This window comes from Pseudalkalibacillus sp. R45, assembly GCF_052246725.1.
In the GTDB taxonomy this organism is placed as follows: domain Bacteria; phylum Bacillota; class Bacilli; order Bacillales; family Fictibacillaceae; genus Pseudalkalibacillus.
This window is the reverse complement of sequence record NZ_JBQQCL010000019.1, coordinates 18,408-36,317: the sequence shown is the minus strand read 5'-3', so window position 1 is coordinate 36,317 and position 17,910 is coordinate 18,408. Positions and strand designations below refer to the sequence as shown.

Sequence of the window (17,910 nt, the reverse complement as noted above, 5' to 3'; positions counted from 1 at the left end):
TATTGTTCATAAACCCTTTTCACGCGAATACTAAACCTGTTCTAAATCAATTGGAATTATAAGTATCATTTTTAGGAGAAAAAAATGAAAATTGTTTTGAAATATCTTTTATTTTGTTTACCTCATCATGCCATCACTTACTTTATCGGTTCTTTTATGAAGGCTTCGCTCAGTAGATTTGCAATCAAGGCATATGCGAAAATCTATAAAATCGATATGAGCATGATTGAAAAGCCGCTTCATGAGTATAAAAACCTGAACGAATTTTTCAAAAGAACATTAAAACCACAAGCACGACCGGTGGATGCACACATTGATACATTAGTAAGTCCTGCAGATGGTACAGTCACCCAGGTCGGTGAGATCAAAAACGGCACACTCATCCAGGCAAAAGGTGCATCATATACTGTAGAAAGCCTTTTGAACGATAAAAACAAAGCACGAGCATTCCGTAACGGTTCCTTTATGACCATTTATTTAAGTCCAAAGGATTACCATCGGATTCACGCACCGATTGACGGTTCTATTACAGACTATTCCTACATACCGGGTCGCCTCTATCCAGTAAATAAATTGGGGGTTGATGCGGTTAAGGGAATTTTCACAAAAAATGAACGGATTGCTACGTATCTCCATAGTGCTACAGGTCAATTGGCCATCGTAAAAATTGGCGCCTTGATTGTCGGAAGCGTGCAACTGGCGTTTAAGGATCAGGTTGAAGAACATCACAAAGGGCAACCATTGAAAAATACACTAGAAACATTACTTCCTGTTGATAAAGGCGATGAAATAGGTCATTTTGAGTTTGGATCAACTGTCATCCTTTTATTCGAAGAAAATCTGATTGCGCTCAATCCCTCATTAGAACCTGGCTCTTCTGTAAAAATGGGGCAACCGCTCGGCTATCGAGTGAAACGTCTGGAACGGAAAATCAATTGAATGATCAAATCGGCCTCATACCTCAAATAGGAGCGGGTCGGTGTTTATTTATTAGTCGAAGTGATAATTATTATGACTGATCCAGAGGAAAGCGAGCCTGGCGAGACCCCGCAACGAGGAACTAGTGAGAAGGTTTGCGGATCGCCTGTGGAAAGCGAGTATATTTCCTTAGCCTTGAAAACAAGCGTTTCTTCATTTTACCAATATCGCCTTTTCAGGGTCGGTTCTTGATTGTTTATAATACTGGATGATCGTTTCAGCATATTGATCGAAGGTCGGACAAATGATACCTGAGCCTTGAAGGTCAGTAACCGTATTCGAAGCATCGTAATAGGTTTCGCATAAGAAATAATCCATGGTTTCCCTTTCCACCTGGACCCATCTTCGAAAAGCTGGTATAGAGAGAAATCCACTGACTAGAGAAGTCGGAATAACCCAGGAAGGCTTCTTTCCAAGCAATTGTTGAACGATTTCCTGATACAATTCCCTTGCAGGAAAAGGATGTGGATCGGTCAAATGATAGGTTTTCCCTTCCCCAGCTTCAATGTGTGTCAAGAAAGAGACCGCTCTGACGATAAAATCAACTGGTACCAGGCAGACAGGCACATCGCCCCTTCCGATGTATGGAATTGGGAATTTCGCAAATTTATCGAGGAATCGCATGATGAAATAAGGTCCATCAAATTTGACCGTCTCTCCAGTCTTCGAATCCCCCACAACAATACCAGGTCGGATAATGGTGGTTGGAATCTTCGCCATTCGTTCTTGGACAAGTACTTCTGCCTCAAACTTCGTCGACTCGTAATGATTTTTAAAAGCCTGGCCCTTGATGAGCTCATGCTCGTACACCGTACCGGTGCGGGTCCCTGACACATATGCGGTACTGAAATAGACGAATCTTTTCAAATTACTCAGCGTCGAAAGCCACTCAAGCACATTCCTCGTTCCTGAAACATTCACAAGCTGAGCTACCGATTCAGGAACTGCCAGGTCATAGATGGCAGCTAAATGAAACACATGCGTGATGTCTCCCCTGCTCAGAGAATGATCCAATCCCAATCCTTCATCAGTGATATCTCCGGTCAATATTGAATATCTTTCCTGATTTTCGAACATGTCGATCCTCACCTTAGCTTTTTCCAACTGTGATTCATGAACCAACAGAAGAAAGGAAGCATCCGGATCTTGAATGGATAATTCCTCAATCAGCTTTGTAGCAATAAATCCTGGGAACCCTGTAAAAAAGTAAACATTGGACACATTAATTCCCTCCAACCGTTTTCATAAATTTGGATATCCGATATAATTCAGATAGAACTGATAAAAATAAAGGTGGCGATCGCATGCCGAATGTCTGGACCCACATATACTTTGGGGAAGTTGTATTAAAGCGTACAGGAGTCATCGATTTGAATGAAAAGACAGAACCATACTTCAACTTTGGTACACAAGGACCTGATCCTTTTTTCTATCATAATTTCTGGCCTTGGAAGGCAACCCCTGTCACAGAAGTCGGGGATCGGATCCACCATGAACACTGCGGCGATTTCCTTTTGAAATTGATTGATCATACGAAAGAAAAACTTCAGGACGAGAAATTGACAGCATTTACGACAGGCTTCATTACACACCATATCCTTGACAGAAATACACACCCATACATAAACTATCGATCCGGTACAAAAGGCAATCGTCATCAAAAGCTTGAAATCATTATTGATACACTCATGATGAAAAAGCACAAAAACATCGAAACCTGGAACACACCAGTGTATAAAGAGCTGGCAATCGGAAAAAAGCTTCATGAGCCGATCGAAAAAATGCTTGAAGAAAAGATCAATGACACCTTCCCTGAACTTCATGAAAAAATGCCAGCTGGATATGTACAACAGTCCTATCAACATATGCAGAAAGCATTACGTGTCCTCTACGACCCGCTAGGCTGGAAAAACAAGCTTTTAAAAGAAAAGGTCCATCCCTTCTCCTATCAAAAAAATGTTGATGATGTCGATTATTTGAATGAATCAAAAACGCCATGGAACCATCCTGCCCAATCCGATGAGCATCATGAAGAATCATTCATGGAATTGTTTGAAAGCGCAGTAGATGAAGGAACAGAAATTCTGACTTTGCTAAAAGGGTATTGGTATGATGACAACATGGAGCAATATGAAAAGTTGAAAGAAAAGCTTGGCAATGTCTGCTATGACGTCGGCAAGGACTTATCCTTGCGCCTCGAAAACAAACATTACGAACCGATTCTATAAAGACAGGGCTGTCTCCAAAAGAGGCAGCCCATTCCTTTGTTCACATTGTCAAATCTGATGTATAACCCGCTTCTTTTTTTCCTTTATCGATATCCACACGTGAGAGGATGAAGATTCCTACGAGGAAGAAGATGATCAGCGACACGATACCCAGTCGTGTTGACCCTGTAAGCTGCCCAACGATTCCGAAAACAAATGGTCCGAAGATCGCAGAAAACTTTGCGGATATACCGTAAAATCCGTAGAATTCCGCATGACGATTCTCCGGTACCATGCTTCCGAAGATCGACCTGCTTAACGCCTGTGCGCCTCCTTGTACAAAACCGACCATGACAGCAAGCGCATAGAAGTGTGCTGCAGTCTCCATGAAATATCCTAAGAGAACAATAACCACATACGTCCATAACGCAATATAGAGCGCACGCTTCGCTTGTAGTCTTTTCGCAAGGTACCCGAAAAGGAAAGCGAAAGGAATACCGACAAACTGAGTGATCAATAAGGCGGCGATTAGATCATTTGATCCGATACCGATATCTCTACCATAGATCGTCGCCATTTTGATGATGGTCGATATCCCGTCGTTGAACAGCCAAAATGCGACTAAGAATAACAACAGCTGCTTGAACTGTCTGATTTCCTTGAAGGTCGTCAACACCCGTTTGAAACCTATTTTGACATAGGCTCCCTTTATCTGAGGCTGTTCATGCTTCACTTCTTTTATATTACGGAACATCGGTATCGAAAAGATGAACCACCAAACACCCACACTGGCAAAGGAAATCTGTGTAGCGAGCAGCGTATTCGGAATGAAAAACCAGGATGGATTCATGATCATCATCAGGTTGATGAGGAGAAGGAGTCCTCCGCCAATATAACCGAAAGCGTAACCACGGGCAGAGACCCGATCGATCTCATCCTTAGAAGCAATTTCCGGCAAAAAACCATCATAAAACACGTTGCCACCAGAAAACCCAATCGTCCCGGCAATCAATAGGATTGAAGCCAGAATATAGTCCCCTTCACCTACAAATGCGAGGAGAATACTTGCAAGAATCCCCATATAAGCGAAAAATCGAAGAAACTTCATTTTAGAATTCGAGTGATCTGCAATTGCCCCTAAAATCGGTGCCAATAATGCAACAATCAAGACCGCGATTGATTGTGAATATCCCCAGTAGGCTGTCGCGGTCGTCTTGTCGATATTTTTGGCAGCGACATCATAATAGAAGATTGGCAGCACCGCAGCCATGATGGTCGTGGCAAAAGCTGAGTTCGCCCAATCATACATTGTCCACGAATAAATCTCTTTTTTCTTCATCTTAACCCCCCCTTGTCCTTTCCTCTTCAAATAACCCCTTACTATGAATATATGTACTCTTGTCTGGAGAAATCTCTTTACTTAATTCGCTTCATACAGTTCGTTCCCCTTTTTTGTTTATCCTGTTAGCTTTTTATTGGGACAGGTTTGCGCTGGTTTCTCCTCTTCCTGTCCCAAACAGAGGCTACTATGGCAGGTTTACAGCACCAACTCTCTTGCCCCACAACTAAAAAGACCTCAGCATCTGACTGATACTGAGGTCTTCCGTTGGTTTATTCTTTTCAAACAGCTTGAGATTCTTTTGCCCCTTGCTGCAGTTGATACATTTGATAGTACTTGCCTTTCGCTTCCATCAGTTCATCGTGTGAACCTCTTTCGACGATTCGGCCGCGATCAAGTACGAGGATCTGATCAGCGCTTTTAATCGTAGAAAGTCTGTGAGCAATGATGAATGTTGTACGTCCTTTTTTCAGGACTTCCAATGCTTCCTGGATGATTGCCTCAGTTTCCGTATCGATGTTCGCCGTTGCTTCATCCAAAATCAAAATCGCTGGGTTATACGCAAGCGCCCGCGCAAAGGAAATGAGCTGTCTTTGACCTGCTGACAATGTACTTCCTTTTTCGATAACGGGTTCATCATAGCCTTTCGGAAGCTGTTTGATGAAAGGCTCTGCCCCGACATCACGCAATGCTTTCTCTACCGTCTCTCTCGTAATCGCCGGGTCATCCAAGCTTACATTGGATGCGATCGTCCCTGTAAAAAGGAACGGATCCTGTAATACGATCCCCATATGCTTACGAAGATCTTGTCTTGTCATCGTTTGGATATCTTGGCCATCGATCATGATTTTCCCATGTTCTACATCGTAAAAACGGAACAAGAGATTCATGATTGAACTTTTTCCGGAGCCAGTGTGACCGACAAGAGCGACGGTCTGGCCTTGTTCCGCTTCAAAGGAGATGTTCTTCAACACATTTTCATCCTCTTTATAAGCGAAAGTGACATCGTCAAAAACAACATTCCCTTTATAACGGGAAATCTCCGTATCTGAAACGTCTTCTCCTTCACGATCAAGTAGTCGGAAGACCCGCTCTCCTGAAACAAGTGCCTGTTCCAGGTTGGCAAGCTGTGTCACGATTCCTGTGATCGGTTGGAAAAGGCGGTTCAAATAATCGACGAATGCATATAGAACTCCAACGGACACAGCAGTTGTCGCGGTCAGGGAGGCTCCGCCGAAATACCAGATCAATGTAACGAACGCAACGTTACGAAGCAGGTTGACCAGGTTATGAGACATTAATGCATCAAGATTCAGCAGCTTGTTCCGATAAGTGAAGTATTCTTCATTGATCTTTTCGAATTCATCGGTCGTCTGCTTTTGTCTACGGAATGCTTGTATGATCGTCATCCCTTGGATCGATTCGTTGATCATCGCATTCAAGTCACTCAAACGCTGACGGATGAGATGATTATAGTTCGACGCATATTTGCGGTACATGATGATCCAGACAAACATGATCGGGATGATGACAGAGCAGATCATCGCCAATCGTGCATCAAGGAAGAACAATGCCGTCAGAATTCCGAGGATATAGATGATCCCTGTAAAAAACTGAGCTAAAACCGTGACATACAACTCACGGATCGCTTCTGTATCATTCGTGATTCTTGAAACGACCTTACCCGCTGGTAAATTATCAAAATAATTGACCGGTAGCCGCTGGATCTGTCCGAATACATCTGTCCGCATGTTCTGGATGATCCGGTTCGCGGACTTCTGCAGGATATATTTTTGCCAATACGTGAATATAGCTGATACGACCAGTAAGCCCATATAGAATGCACTCAAATAGATGAGCCACTTCACTTCCGGCCGGTAAAACGCCAAAAGTTGATCAGTCGATAATTCTTCTGCTTCGTATACTGCTTTCTCTTCACCTTTTTCAATGGTGATCGAGCTGCCATCAACGGAACGGTTTCCGTCAAACTCAATCGGTTCATTGATAAAGAAGTAGTCCCGCTTGACTTGGAGAATCCGCACTTCTTCATATTGAGAAGCATCACCATCAAAATACTCAGTGCGAATATAATGATTTCCTTTGTATTCGACGGTGTCCTCACCAGCGTTTTCCACATGTATCCACGGCTTTTCAATGCCGAGGATGTGATTATCAATCATCTTTTTTGCGATGAACGGACCTGTCAGTTCGGCACTGACAGCAATCGTCAACATCGCTAATGCTATGATGATCATCTTTTTATATCTTAATGCGTATTGAAATAATCGTTTTCCTACGCTCATTTTTATTACACCACACCTTCTGAGAGGCCATCTTCTAATTGCTGTCGTTCATACTGCTGTTTGTACCAGCCTCCGTTTTTCAATAAATCTTCATGTGTTCCTTCTTCAATGACACGCCCCTCATCCATGACGAGGATCCAATCTGCGTGTTGCACCGCAGACAGTCTATGTGTCGTGATGAACGTCGTCTTACCTGAGCGTTCATTCCGGATGCTTTCAATGATTTTCGCTTCTGTTTTACCGTCAACGGCTGACATCGCGTCATCCAACAAAAGGATATCTGGATTGACGAGCAATGCACGTGCAATCGAAATCCGCTGTTTCTGGCCACCGGAAAGTGCGACTCCTTTTTCACCAACAAGCGTTTTCATACCCTGCGGCAGGTTTTCGATGTCACCGGTTAACGAGGATAGCTCGACGACTTCGTTCAAGCGTTTTTGAGAAGTTTCTGTAACGCCAAACTGGATGTTCTCTTTTACCGATCTGGAAAAGAGAACTTGCTGCTGTGGTACATAACCCATCCAGCTCTGAATCTGTGAAATCGGAACCTCATCAATCGGAACACCGGAAATGGAGATCTCTCCTTCACCTAATGGATATTCCCGTAAAAGCTGCTTAATCAAAGTCGTCTTTCCGCTTCCCGTTTTCCCCACGATCCCAAGTGTTTGCCCCTGCTTCAATGTGAAGGACACATCTTTCAAGTTATCAACCTGGGAACTTGGGTAACGGAAGGTGACGTTCTTGAACTTGATTTCACTAGCTTCAGAGATTGCTGAGATCTTTTCGCCATCTTTTACATCCGGCTCATAATCGAGCGTATTGTTGACCCGGTCCAGGGAAGCGTTACCACGCTGCATGATATTGATCAGTTCCCCGATTGCAAACATCGGCCAGATCAACATCCCCAGATAAACGTTGAATGAAACGAGTTCTCCTAATGTGATTGTTTTATGGAATACGAGGTAAGCTCCGTATCCTAACCCAATCAAATAACTCACACCGACCAACACTTTGATCGTCGGCTCGAATAGTGAATCGACCCGGGCGACAGAAACGTTCTTTTTGTAAACGTCATCCGCCAGATTCTCAAAACGTTTATGGTCTGCTTTTTCTTGGACATAAGCCCTGATGACGCGAACGCCTGAAACGGATTCAAGCACCTGGTCATTCAACTCTCCGAATGAATCCTGGGCTGTCGTAAACCGTTTATGCATCATCTTTCCGTAACGGTTCATGAGAATGGCCATGATCGGAAGCGGCAGCAAGGCTGCGAGCGTCAGCTTCCAACTGATCATGAAGCCCATTACGAAAAGGATCGTGATCAAGAAAAACGTAGAATCAATTAATGTTAATATTCCAAATCCCGCTGTCATCGATATCGCTTTCAGATCGTTTGTAGCTCTTGCCATCAAATCACCTGTGCGATATTTTTCATAAAAGGTCGGCGTCATCTTCAATAAATGGCGCATGAAGCTTGAGCGCATCGTACGCTCGACCAGAAATGCTCCTCCGAATAGCTGATACATCCATATGTAACAAAGGATGTAGTTCACAACCATCAGTGCAAGATAAAAACCGACGAACTGGAATAATCGTTCACCTGTCAAAGACCCAATCGTCATTTCATCGATCGCCATTCCAATCAGTTTTGGAGGTACGACCTCGATCAAGTTGACGATTTGAAGCAATACGATCGCAACCGTATAACGCTTCCAATGTTTTTTAAAAAACCAACCTAGTTTGATTAATACTGAAAACATGCTTTATCCCCTCTCTTGCCTTTGTTCTCTCCGTTTAGTTGTCAGCCGCCTTCAATCCGATCAAGCAGCCTTGATGTGTTTTTGATTTTTACATGCATCTTCATTTCTCCCTTCAAATTTGAACAAATATATAAGAAAGTTTGGTAAGAGCCAAACTGTTCTTCCCATAAAAAGAAAAAAGAAGTATGCCGCACGTTCGCGACATACTTCTTCCTGGGTAATGGAACAGAAATATAAAAGCTCACGCCGAAAAATTGGGCGTAAGCTGATCAGACACTTTATTATTAAAGATAGAAAAGTTCTTTATCGGTTCACGCCACACATTATGAAGTTGTCTGAAGATGTTACGACAATTACTTGTTTCTGAATGATATCGATATATTGTTGCATGACGCTAACCTCCTTTTCTTTTTTATGATTTATCTTTATTAAGTACTTTAAAAGTTTATACCAACCGTTTCCATTTGGCAATAGACTTTTGTCTATTTTTTAAATTTTTTTGCAATTTCATGATTTTTTGGAAATCACTGCGGTGTCGCACCGGTCCGCCTTATTATTTTCAGCTCTTTTCTTAAAGATTGTTGCTTTTGGGTCATTTTTGTAAAGAACCACCTTGTGCAGGTTGATTGGAGAGTAAGGTGCGAGACTCCTCGAAAATGAAAATCACATTTTCTTCGTGCGATGTAACACTACCGAAGCTTTCCTTGTCCTGCGGGATCAGTGGGACAGGTGAGACCATTCAATGTCGCAAGGCCACGAGTGGACTCACCGCACGCCCCGCGGAAAGCGAGCACCTGGAGCGGAAATCAACGACTTTTAAAGAAAACTTGGCGAGACCAAGCCTTTTGTAGGTCGAGCCTTAGTTGCCCTTATACTGAAGAAAGTATTTTATACTTTCTTTAAGTGCAAGAGCAACAAAGTTTGCGAATACAGCCTTATTTTTTCACCCAATATTCACTGCAATCTTTGTTCCGATCAAGGAATCCATATTCGATGAGATACCGCCTGACGGTCACATAGTCATCAATGACCGGCTTCAGCACTTCATTCACTTCCATTTCATTATAGATCCGCTCCGGATCGAACTTCCGGATAATGTGCTGCAAAACAATGATCTTTCGCTTTTCCTTACTTGGAAAATGAGTAATCGGGCCATCTGGACCTTTTTTAAAATAAGTCGATAATACTTTTTCCCTTTCCTTTGTGGTAATTGCATAGCGTTCATCCACTTGCGTCGCCCCCTTATGAATTTGGACAAGGTCATCCTTCTGATCAGCATTTTTCAACATTTCCATGATTGCCAGGAAGACCTTTGCCTGTTTTTCTTTTTCCTTCAGCTTGAACCGATGTGTCCGGATCGTCGATGTACTGCCTATATCAAGTTGTTTCGCGATCTCCTTATCTGATTGGCCGCTCTTGAAGCTCATCAAGATTTTTCGTTGTACATCAGTGAGTCCCGTGTACTTTTTGTTCATGCTTAACAAATAATCAAGCATCGATCCATGTTCATCGATGATATGCTGTTTAATAGCACGTTCTGCCTCCATGTATAGTCCTTCTGTCCAAGGAAAGATCAAGCCTTTCTGGAAGCTTTTTCGACAAATGAGGCAGGTGAATTCCTCTGTTGTTTGGTTGAAGATAAATCCTTTTTTCAGTGCATCTATATCCGCATCCCAAAAAAGATCTCGATCATTCATTTAATGTAAACACTCCTAATAAACGTTTTCTATTTAGTAAACATTTTACATTATTGTTTATTAATATTCAACACATAAATGGAAAGTGAATCCAAATTTCCATCAATATGCGAAAGCCCATGAAAAAACCGCCTACTATGGCGGTTTTAGCAATCATTCTATAAGTTCTTCTTATGCACGGATTTGCCATCGTATGTGAAGACGACTCCTTTGTTTTCAACTTTGGTTTCAAGATGAACGGATCTTCCCCATAGGTAATGGATGTAAGGCAGTACTTTTTCAAGGTATTTCAAGTCGAGTTCCATGTCTTCAAAATGATGAACGAGGTAGAGCTCTCCATTTTTCAAATGATCGCCGTCATTGACCGTGATATATGGGAATCCTCCATTCACCCGGCTGTTGATGAGCTGTTCGCGAACTTCTTCCCACATTTTCGTCGTAATTCTGTAATCCTTTCCTTGCTTTTGGAACAGATACAAGTCCTCACGATCACAGAGATCCTTCGTCAAGTAGTTACGGATGAACGAAATGTCCGACTCGATTTCACGGACCTCGAAGATCTTTTCCCTTCCGTCCCCCTTCTTGACCCCCTGCTTCTGCAATTCTTCTGAAGGATTGTTATAGGTTTCTTCAATATCTTCAAAAATCTTCAAACCGAGGTAATAAGGATTGATCGATGTCCTCGACGGCTGTACGACACCAGCATTCAGCTTGGCAAACTCGATCACTTCATCAGTCGTCAAGTCCATTTCACGTAGGATCCGTGCATGCCAAAAAGATGCCCACCCTTCGTTCATGATTTTCGTCTCTAGCTGCGGCCAGAAGTACAGCATCTCTTCCCGCATCATCGAGAGGATATCCCTTTGCCAATCCTCCAGCTCCCTGCCGTATTCCTCAATGAACATCAGTATATCTTTTTCAGGATGAGGCGGGATTTTCCGTTTCTTGTTCAATTTCTTCTTTTCCCTTTTCTCAGCCTCATCCATTTCCCACAGGTCATCATAAGGAGTCGCTTTCCTCTCCAGCTCCTCTTCTTCCTCATCCATCTTGTAATTGAGCTTCGGTCTCATGATAGAAGGATCAATATGTTCCTGGATACTCAACACGGCGTCCAAGAAACTTTCGACTTCTTTTTTTCCATAGAGATGCTCATAGTTGGCGATCCGTTCTGCGGTCGAAGTCATGCTTTCGACCATGTCCCGTCGTGTATTTGTAAATCGTATGTTGTTTTTGAAGAAATCACAGTGTGCGAGTACATGCGCGATGATCAATTTGTTCTGGATTAATGAATTACTGTCTAATAGAAACGCATAACAAGGGTCAGAGTTGATGACAAGTTCATAAATCTTACTCAATCCAAGGTCATATTGAAGTTTCATTTTATGGAATTGCTTACCGAAGCTCCAATGGGAAAAACGAGTCGGCATTCCGTAAGCACCAAATGTATAGATGATATCAGACGGACAAATTTCATAACGCATTTGATAAAAATCAAGTCCGAATCCCTCGGCGATTTCTGTAATTTCGTGAATGGCGTTTATTAACTCCTTGTGTTCATCAATGCTCATGCCAGTCCCTCCTAAAAAGGATTCTATAAGACAATGTATGTCAGAAATCCTTTTTCATGAACAGGAGAGTGAATTCATCATCCTTCTATTTGGGCTGATTGCAATAGTTGAGCAGTCGCCATGATCTCAGCGAATTCCTCATTCAGATTTACGATTGTCATCTGGTGGATATCTTCTGCAAGATAGATCTTTCCATCAGGTCCTCTCCGGTCGAAAGTGGCGCAAGCATCCTCAACGAGAATCGGATTCATCCCGAAATTTCCAGCCATTCTCGTCGTCGTTTCCACACAATGATTGGTTGTCAATCCAACTATGACGACATTTTTACAGTGAAGTTCGGTAACCCGCTGTTGTAGGTCTGTTCCGATGAAAGCACTGTTCACTGTTTTCCGGATGATCACCTCACCGTTCACTGGCCTGCAATCTTCTTTAAAATCAACCCCTTCTCCCTCCTCATAAAACAGTGACTCAGGATTGTCAGAAATATGTTGCACAAAGAAAACCGGCCGGGAATTCATTCTCCAATCATCGATCAGTGCTGCGATGTTCTTTTCAGCTTCGGGATTATTGCGGTTCCCCCAGTTCGGATGTTGGAATGCTTGTTGGACATCGATCACAATCAGTGGTGTATTTTGCTCTATCTCCATACGATTACCCTCCTCTGAATTACTCTCTATTCTTATTTCTTCATTATTATATGGGACACCTTTTTTACTGATTTAAAGTAAACGGAATTTTCTAAATAAACAGTCTAATAAGGGTGTGTGGAATTTCCAGCTTCCAAATACTATCCTCAGCCGAGATTATTTGTCCTTAGAACGGATTTGAATCATATAAAAGTCGATGTAAACGTTTACCTGGACTTTTTCGCCAATATGCAACCTATTTGGTTATAGCTGTTGAATTAATTTCCGTGAGTGTTACGATAAAAAACGTTGAATTGAACGGACAGAAAAGGAGTGGTTACTTTGTTGAAACAACGCGTTGTCTTTTTAGGCGCTGGGAATATGGCTGAAGCAATGATTTCAGGAATCGTCGAATCAGGAAAATTTGCACCGGAACAAATCATTGCAACCAACCGTAGTAACCAAGAACGTTTAAATACAATCAAAACGAAATATGGAATTGAAGCTGTAATGAAAGATCAATTGGATTTCAGTAAGATAGATGTATTTATTCTTGCGATGAAACCGAAAGATATCGAGACGGTCTTAGCAGATTTAAAAGATCGCTTGCGACCAGATCAATTGCTGATTTCAGTATTAGCCGGAATTTCTACTACTTATATGGAAGAAAACTTGAATGATCGTCAGCAGGTCATTCGGGTAATGCCGAACACCTCCAGCATGTTAGGTGAATCAGCAACGGCAATCAGCCCAGGTAAGCATGTATCTATGGATCAGGTTTTACTTACAAAAGAATTGATGAGATGCATCGGAGAAGCTTACATCATTGAAGAAGATCAAATGGATATCTTCACTGGCATTGCAGGAAGTGGTCCGGCTTACTTCTATAACCTGATGGAACACATGGAGCAGGCAGGCTATGAAGGTGGTCTGGATCGTGAGTTGGCGAGACAAATCGGAGCACAAACCATCAGAGGTGCGGCTCAGATGATGCTAGAACGTGAAGAGACACCGACTCAGTTGAGAAAAAACGTCACCTCCCCGAACGGAACGACAGCAGCTGGATTGGAAGCATTAGCTGAACATGGCGGAGGAAAAGCGATAGCGGAGGCAGTAAAAGGAGCGGCATCCCGTTCAAAAGAACTACGCGAAGAACTCGAAAAAGTTTTTGCAGAACAAAAGTAAAGGCTCTTTTCTTAAAGATTGTTGTTTTTGGGTCATTTTGGTAATAACCCCCCCTTGTTCAAGTTGATTGGAGAGCAAGGTGCGAGACTCCTGCGGGCTCACCGCACGCCCGCGGAAAGCGAGCACCTGAAGCGGAAATCAACTACTTTCAAGAGCAACAACGTTTGCGAAAACAGCCAAAATTGATAGTTAAAACAAACATTTTAATGATAGATATTTAGGAGTGATGGAGTAACCAGTTATGGATAAAAAACGAATTGTAATCAAAATAGGAAGTAGTTCACTAACAAGTTTACATGGAGAGCTTAGCCGTAGAAAAATAGAAAAAATAGTAGATGAGGTTGTTCGATTGAAAGATGACGGACATGAGGTCCTGCTCGTTTCATCTGGAGCAGTAGCTGCAGGCTATCGTAAGCTCGGGTTCATCTCCCGTCCAGAGTCATTGCCGGAAAAACAAGCGGCAGCGTCGATCGGCCAGGGACTTTTAATTGAAACCTACTCTGACCTTTTCATCTCACACGGATATGTAGGTTCTCAAATCTTGATTACACGTGACGATTTCAAATATGAAACACGATACAACAATGCAAGAAGCACATTGACTGTCTTATTAGAAAGAGGAATCATCCCGATCGTCAACGAAAACGACACGATCACGATGGACTTCTTGAAATTTGGAGACAACGACACATTGTCTGCAAAAGTAGCAGGACTCGTTGATGCAGATCAACTCATTATTTTATCTGATATCGATGGTCTATTTGATGATGATCCTCGTAAAAATGAAAATGCTCAGTTGCTCGATCAGGTCCATGCAATCACACCTGAAATCGAAGCTGCAGCAGGGGACCCTGGAAGTGCAGTCGGTACAGGCGGAATGAAGTCGAAAATCGACGCTTTCAAAATTTCTTTAGCATCAGGAATCCCTGCATTCTTAGGGAAAGCCAACACGAGCAACATCATTTACGATGCGGTCAATCGTGAAGCAAAAGGAACGTATTTCGAACCGAAAGAAGACAACGAGAACTTGAACCAGAAGAAACAATGGATTGCCTTTAATTCAGGTCCTGAAGGTGAAGTCACAATAGGTGATGAAGTGAAGGTTTCCATTCAAGAGGGGAACACAAGCCTTGCACCGACTGACTTGCACAGCGTCAAAGGTCGTTTTGATAAAGGCGCTGTCGTCCGCATCATGGACCTCGATGGCGAAAAGATCGGTCTAGGTGTCATGAAGTATTCATCGAAAGAATTGAAAAAAGTCATTGATAATAAAAAAGAAGATCAGCTGAAGGACTATTCAGTTGCTGCAGTTGAAAGTGAAGATATGGTCTGTCACCTGGATGCTGCTGTACCTGTAGGTGTTTAATTAGTTTGTTATTGTTTCGGGGGTGCCGGCTGTAACTTCGGTCCCCTCCCCGCTCTTGCGGAATAGGATTGAAAATTGCACAAGAAACAATTTGATGAAAAAACATTCGAAAGGAATTGATACCCATTACACTTACGATTGAAAAACCAAGTGTTGAAGAACAAGCGATTACAGCTAAGAAAGCTGCAAAAACATTATCTCTATTGACGACTGAGGAAAAGAACCAGGCACTGCATACCGTTGCAAACATCCTCGAAGTTGAATACGAAACGATTTTAAAAGCGAACGAAGAAGATCTTGCTCAAGGTCGTGAAAAAGGCTTTGACGCTGCGTTCATGGACCGTTTATCCCTAAATAAAGAACGAATTTTCGAATTTGCGCAAGGTCTTCGTGAGGTATCAGAGCTTGAAGATCCGACAGGTGTCGTGAAATCAGACTGGACACTTGAAAATGGATTGAATGTACAACAAGTGAGCGTACCGCTAGGCGTCATCGGAATGATCTACGAAGCACGCCCGAACGTAACAGTCGATGCAACTGGTCTTGCTTTGAAATCAGGTAACGCAATCGTTCTGAAAGGCGGATCTTCTGCCCTTTCTTCAAACAAAGCGATTGTCGAAGTGATGCATCGTGGTTTAGAACAGACTAAAATTCCAAAAGAGGCAGTACAGTTCATCGCTAGCACAGACCGCTCAGCGACTCAAGAATTGTTTACGATGAAAGAACACATCGACGTGTTGATCCCACGTGGAGGAGGTTCCTTGATTCAAGCAGTCGTCAATAATGCAACTGTACCTGTACTTGAGACAGGAGTCGGAAACTGCCACATCTACATCGATAAAGCTGCTGATGTAGAAAAAGCAATCAACATCCTTGTAAACGCAAAGACAGATCGCCCTGCAGTTTGTAATGCTGCAGAAACTGTCATTGTTCATAAAGAATGGTTGGACACAAATAAAGATGCACTTATCAAGGCGTTTGAAGAGAACTCGATCACAGCACATGGTGATGATTATGCTCAAGCTATCTTTCCTGGAGCTATTCCAGCTGGTGAAGAAGACTGGGCGAACGAATATCTTTCAACAGATATCGCTGTAAAAACCGTGAATGATGTGACTGAAGCGGTTGACCATATTGAAGAGTATGGCACGAAACACTCTGAAGCGATCATAACAGAAGATGATCAAGCTGCGAAAACTTTCTTAGGTCTAGTAGATGCAGCAGCAGTCTATCATAACGCATCTACACGATTTACAGATGGCGGAGCACTTGGATTTGGAGCGGAAATCGGAATTTCAACTCAAAAGCTCCATGCTCGTGGTCCAATGGGACTCCCTGCTCTTACCACCGTCAAATATGTTATGAGCGGAACTGGACAAATCCGATAATCTACTGAAAAAAGCTGCCTGTGAGGGCAGCTTTTGTTGTATTGTGTTAGGAATCTGCGATAATCTGTTCACTTTTCAAGTTAATTTGTTCACTTTCCTGATATTCTGTGCACTTTTTAAGATATTCTGTTCACTTCTAGAATTATTCTGTTCACTTCCCAAAAAGCATACCCCCTTCGACAACTTCGCTCCCCCCTCATATCATCCAGAACTTGTACATATCTTGTTAGTAAAGGTTCTTTTCGGGGAGAGGTTGAGGATGAAAAAATGGTTTGCGATCTTCATAGGCAGTTTGTTTATCGGGGTCGGTATCAATGGTCTTCTTGCCCCTCACCATTTGCTCGATGGGGGCATCATCGGAATCAGTTTGATAGCCAACTATACATGGGGGTTCCAGCCCGGCCCTGTCATCATCCTTTTAAGTTTGCCTCTTTATGGACTAGCCTGGTTCTACCATCGTTCTTATTTTTATAATAGTTTACACGGCATGCTGATCTCTTCTTTTTTCATTGATGCATTTGCGCCAATTCGGCATTGGAGTCATCCCCCTCTTCTTCTTTGCGCTTTGATCGGCGGTTTTTTGGTCGGAACAGGCATCGGAATTATGCTCCAACAGGAAACAACCACTGGAGGAACGGATTTACTTGCACAAATGCTGTCTCGGATGACAAAAGTGAATGTCGGAATCCTCATTTTCCTGATCGATGCAATCGTCATTGTATGCGGAGGTTTGATCCTCGGCACACAATCCTTCCTTTATTCCGTGATAACAATCATCGCAGTCGGAGTGACGACGACATTCATTACACTGACAAAAAGGTCCCCTCCTCTTACTAATTGACTCGCTGTGCCCAAATGATGATCGAAACACCGATAAGACAGACTATGCGATAACATCATAGTGATCAGGTGTCTTTTTATCAATCAACCATCCCCATAAGAGAGCCAAAACGATGAACACACCACAATAAGCGGCGAACACACGACCGAATGTGGGGAAAGCTTGAAAGGTGGGGACGATTCCATAAATGATCAAAACAAGTGCCCCCACTATTCCATACTAATAAGGGGAGCCCTCACGTAACAAGAGCCAAAATAAATAACCCCCTCCAATTTCAGTGTGTCCTGCAATGATAAATAATAAGATTGCTTGAATTATGATTTTTACTTCTCTAGTTCTTTATCAAGCAGGCGAGAAGATCCCAATCTCATGATTTTGCCTAGACAATGTTTAGCATCGCCGTATCTTACATAGAATGATAATAGAAGTTTAACCTTGAATAACTGAATTCACGCAATCTTCAGGTTAGGTGATGATAACTCATGGCGATTTTCGTTATTTGTCCAAAATGCAAAGGCACTGGCAAAAAGGCTTCCCTGTTCTCTTTTATGAAGAAAAAGAAATGCTCATCGTGCAAAGGAATTGGAAAAATCAAAGCAACTAGAGACTTGATAAACACCCCACAATAAAAGAGGCTTCCCTCTTACACGTG

General features: G+C 42.6%; 14 protein-coding genes and 1 pseudogene. 6 read left to right on the top strand and 9 right to left on the bottom strand.

The genetic code is table 11. The features are described 5' to 3' along the window. The first annotated feature begins 84 nt into the window (after nucleotides 1-84). Nucleotides 85-939 carry an archaetidylserine decarboxylase gene (gene asd, locus ACTWQL_RS21000; RefSeq protein WP_443144359.1) on the top strand — a complete coding sequence of 285 codons (855 nt, stop codon included), beginning with the start codon at nucleotides 85-87 and terminating at the stop codon, nucleotides 937-939. A gap of 192 nt (nucleotides 940-1,131) precedes the next feature. Here asd and ACTWQL_RS20995 read toward each other — a convergent pair whose 3' ends face one another. After that, nucleotides 1,132-2,199, bottom strand: a complete 1,068-nt coding sequence (locus ACTWQL_RS20995) for an SDR family oxidoreductase (protein WP_443144358.1) — start codon at nucleotides 2,197-2,199, stop codon at nucleotides 1,132-1,134. A gap of 83 nt (nucleotides 2,200-2,282) precedes the next feature. On the opposite strand from ACTWQL_RS20995, the gene ACTWQL_RS20990 reads away from it, so the two are divergent. After that, nucleotides 2,283-3,206, top strand: coding sequence for a zinc dependent phospholipase C family protein (locus tag ACTWQL_RS20990; RefSeq protein WP_443144357.1), 924 nt, complete (start codon nucleotides 2,283-2,285; stop codon nucleotides 3,204-3,206). A 40-nt stretch (nucleotides 3,207-3,246) separates the two neighbouring features. Here ACTWQL_RS20990 and ACTWQL_RS20985 read toward each other — a convergent pair whose 3' ends face one another. From ACTWQL_RS20985 to ACTWQL_RS20955, 7 genes are all read right to left on the bottom strand, one after another. Next, a complete protein-coding gene (locus ACTWQL_RS20985) occupies nucleotides 3,247-4,524 on the bottom strand; it encodes an MFS transporter (protein ID WP_443144356.1) in 1,278 nt (425 codons plus the stop codon). A gap of 281 nt (nucleotides 4,525-4,805) precedes the next feature. Next, a complete protein-coding gene (locus ACTWQL_RS20980) occupies nucleotides 4,806-6,827 on the bottom strand; it encodes an ABC transporter ATP-binding protein (protein ID WP_443144355.1) in 2,022 nt (673 codons plus the stop codon). Between the two features lie 5 nt (nucleotides 6,828-6,832). Next, complete coding sequence (locus ACTWQL_RS20975) at nucleotides 6,833-8,587, bottom strand: ABC transporter ATP-binding protein (protein WP_443144354.1); 1,755 nt, start codon at nucleotides 8,585-8,587, stop codon at nucleotides 6,833-6,835. A gap of 592 nt (nucleotides 8,588-9,179) precedes the next feature. Next, nucleotides 9,180-9,326, bottom strand: coding sequence for a hypothetical protein (locus tag ACTWQL_RS20970; protein ID WP_443144353.1), 147 nt, complete (start codon nucleotides 9,324-9,326; stop codon nucleotides 9,180-9,182). Between the two features lie 196 nt (nucleotides 9,327-9,522). Then, entirely contained in the window at nucleotides 9,523-10,284 is a 762-nt protein-coding gene (locus tag ACTWQL_RS20965; RefSeq protein WP_443144352.1) for a DUF2087 domain-containing protein, read from the bottom strand. Between the two features lie 158 nt (nucleotides 10,285-10,442). Beyond that, nucleotides 10,443-11,852: a SpoVR family protein gene (locus ACTWQL_RS20960; RefSeq protein WP_443144351.1), complete on the bottom strand. Its 1,410-nt coding sequence runs from the start codon at nucleotides 11,850-11,852 to the stop codon at nucleotides 10,443-10,445. A 77-nt stretch (nucleotides 11,853-11,929) separates the two neighbouring features. After that, nucleotides 11,930-12,499 (bottom strand): cysteine hydrolase family protein, encoded by a 570-nt coding sequence (locus tag ACTWQL_RS20955; protein ID WP_443144350.1) that lies wholly within the window; start codon nucleotides 12,497-12,499, stop codon nucleotides 11,930-11,932. A 321-nt stretch (nucleotides 12,500-12,820) separates the two neighbouring features. On the opposite strand from ACTWQL_RS20955, the gene proC reads away from it, so the two are divergent. From proC to ACTWQL_RS20935, 4 genes are all read left to right on the top strand, one after another. Further along, the gene (gene proC / locus ACTWQL_RS20950) at nucleotides 12,821-13,663 is read left to right on the top strand and encodes a pyrroline-5-carboxylate reductase (RefSeq protein WP_443144349.1); all 843 of its coding nucleotides are present in this window, start codon (nucleotides 12,821-12,823) and stop codon (nucleotides 13,661-13,663) included. Nucleotides 13,664-13,904: 241 nt separating this feature from the next. Continuing rightward, nucleotides 13,905-15,029 (top strand): glutamate 5-kinase, encoded by a 1,125-nt coding sequence (gene proB, locus ACTWQL_RS20945; protein WP_443144348.1) that lies wholly within the window; start codon nucleotides 13,905-13,907, stop codon nucleotides 15,027-15,029. A 125-nt stretch (nucleotides 15,030-15,154) separates the two neighbouring features. Continuing rightward, nucleotides 15,155-16,417, top strand: a complete 1,263-nt coding sequence (locus ACTWQL_RS20940; RefSeq protein WP_443144391.1) for a glutamate-5-semialdehyde dehydrogenase — start codon at nucleotides 15,155-15,157, stop codon at nucleotides 16,415-16,417. A gap of 259 nt (nucleotides 16,418-16,676) precedes the next feature. After that, nucleotides 16,677-17,258 carry a YitT family protein gene (locus ACTWQL_RS20935; protein WP_443144347.1) on the top strand — a complete coding sequence of 194 codons (582 nt, stop codon included), beginning with the start codon at nucleotides 16,677-16,679 and terminating at the stop codon, nucleotides 17,256-17,258. On the opposite strand, the pseudogene ACTWQL_RS20930 reads toward ACTWQL_RS20935, so the two are convergent. Next, nucleotides 17,251-17,576 (bottom strand): annotated as a pseudogene (locus tag ACTWQL_RS20930) (YnfA family protein). The gene ACTWQL_RS20935 and the pseudogene ACTWQL_RS20930 sit on opposite strands and share 8 nt — an antisense overlap. Nucleotides 17,577-17,910: the final 334 nt, after the last annotated feature.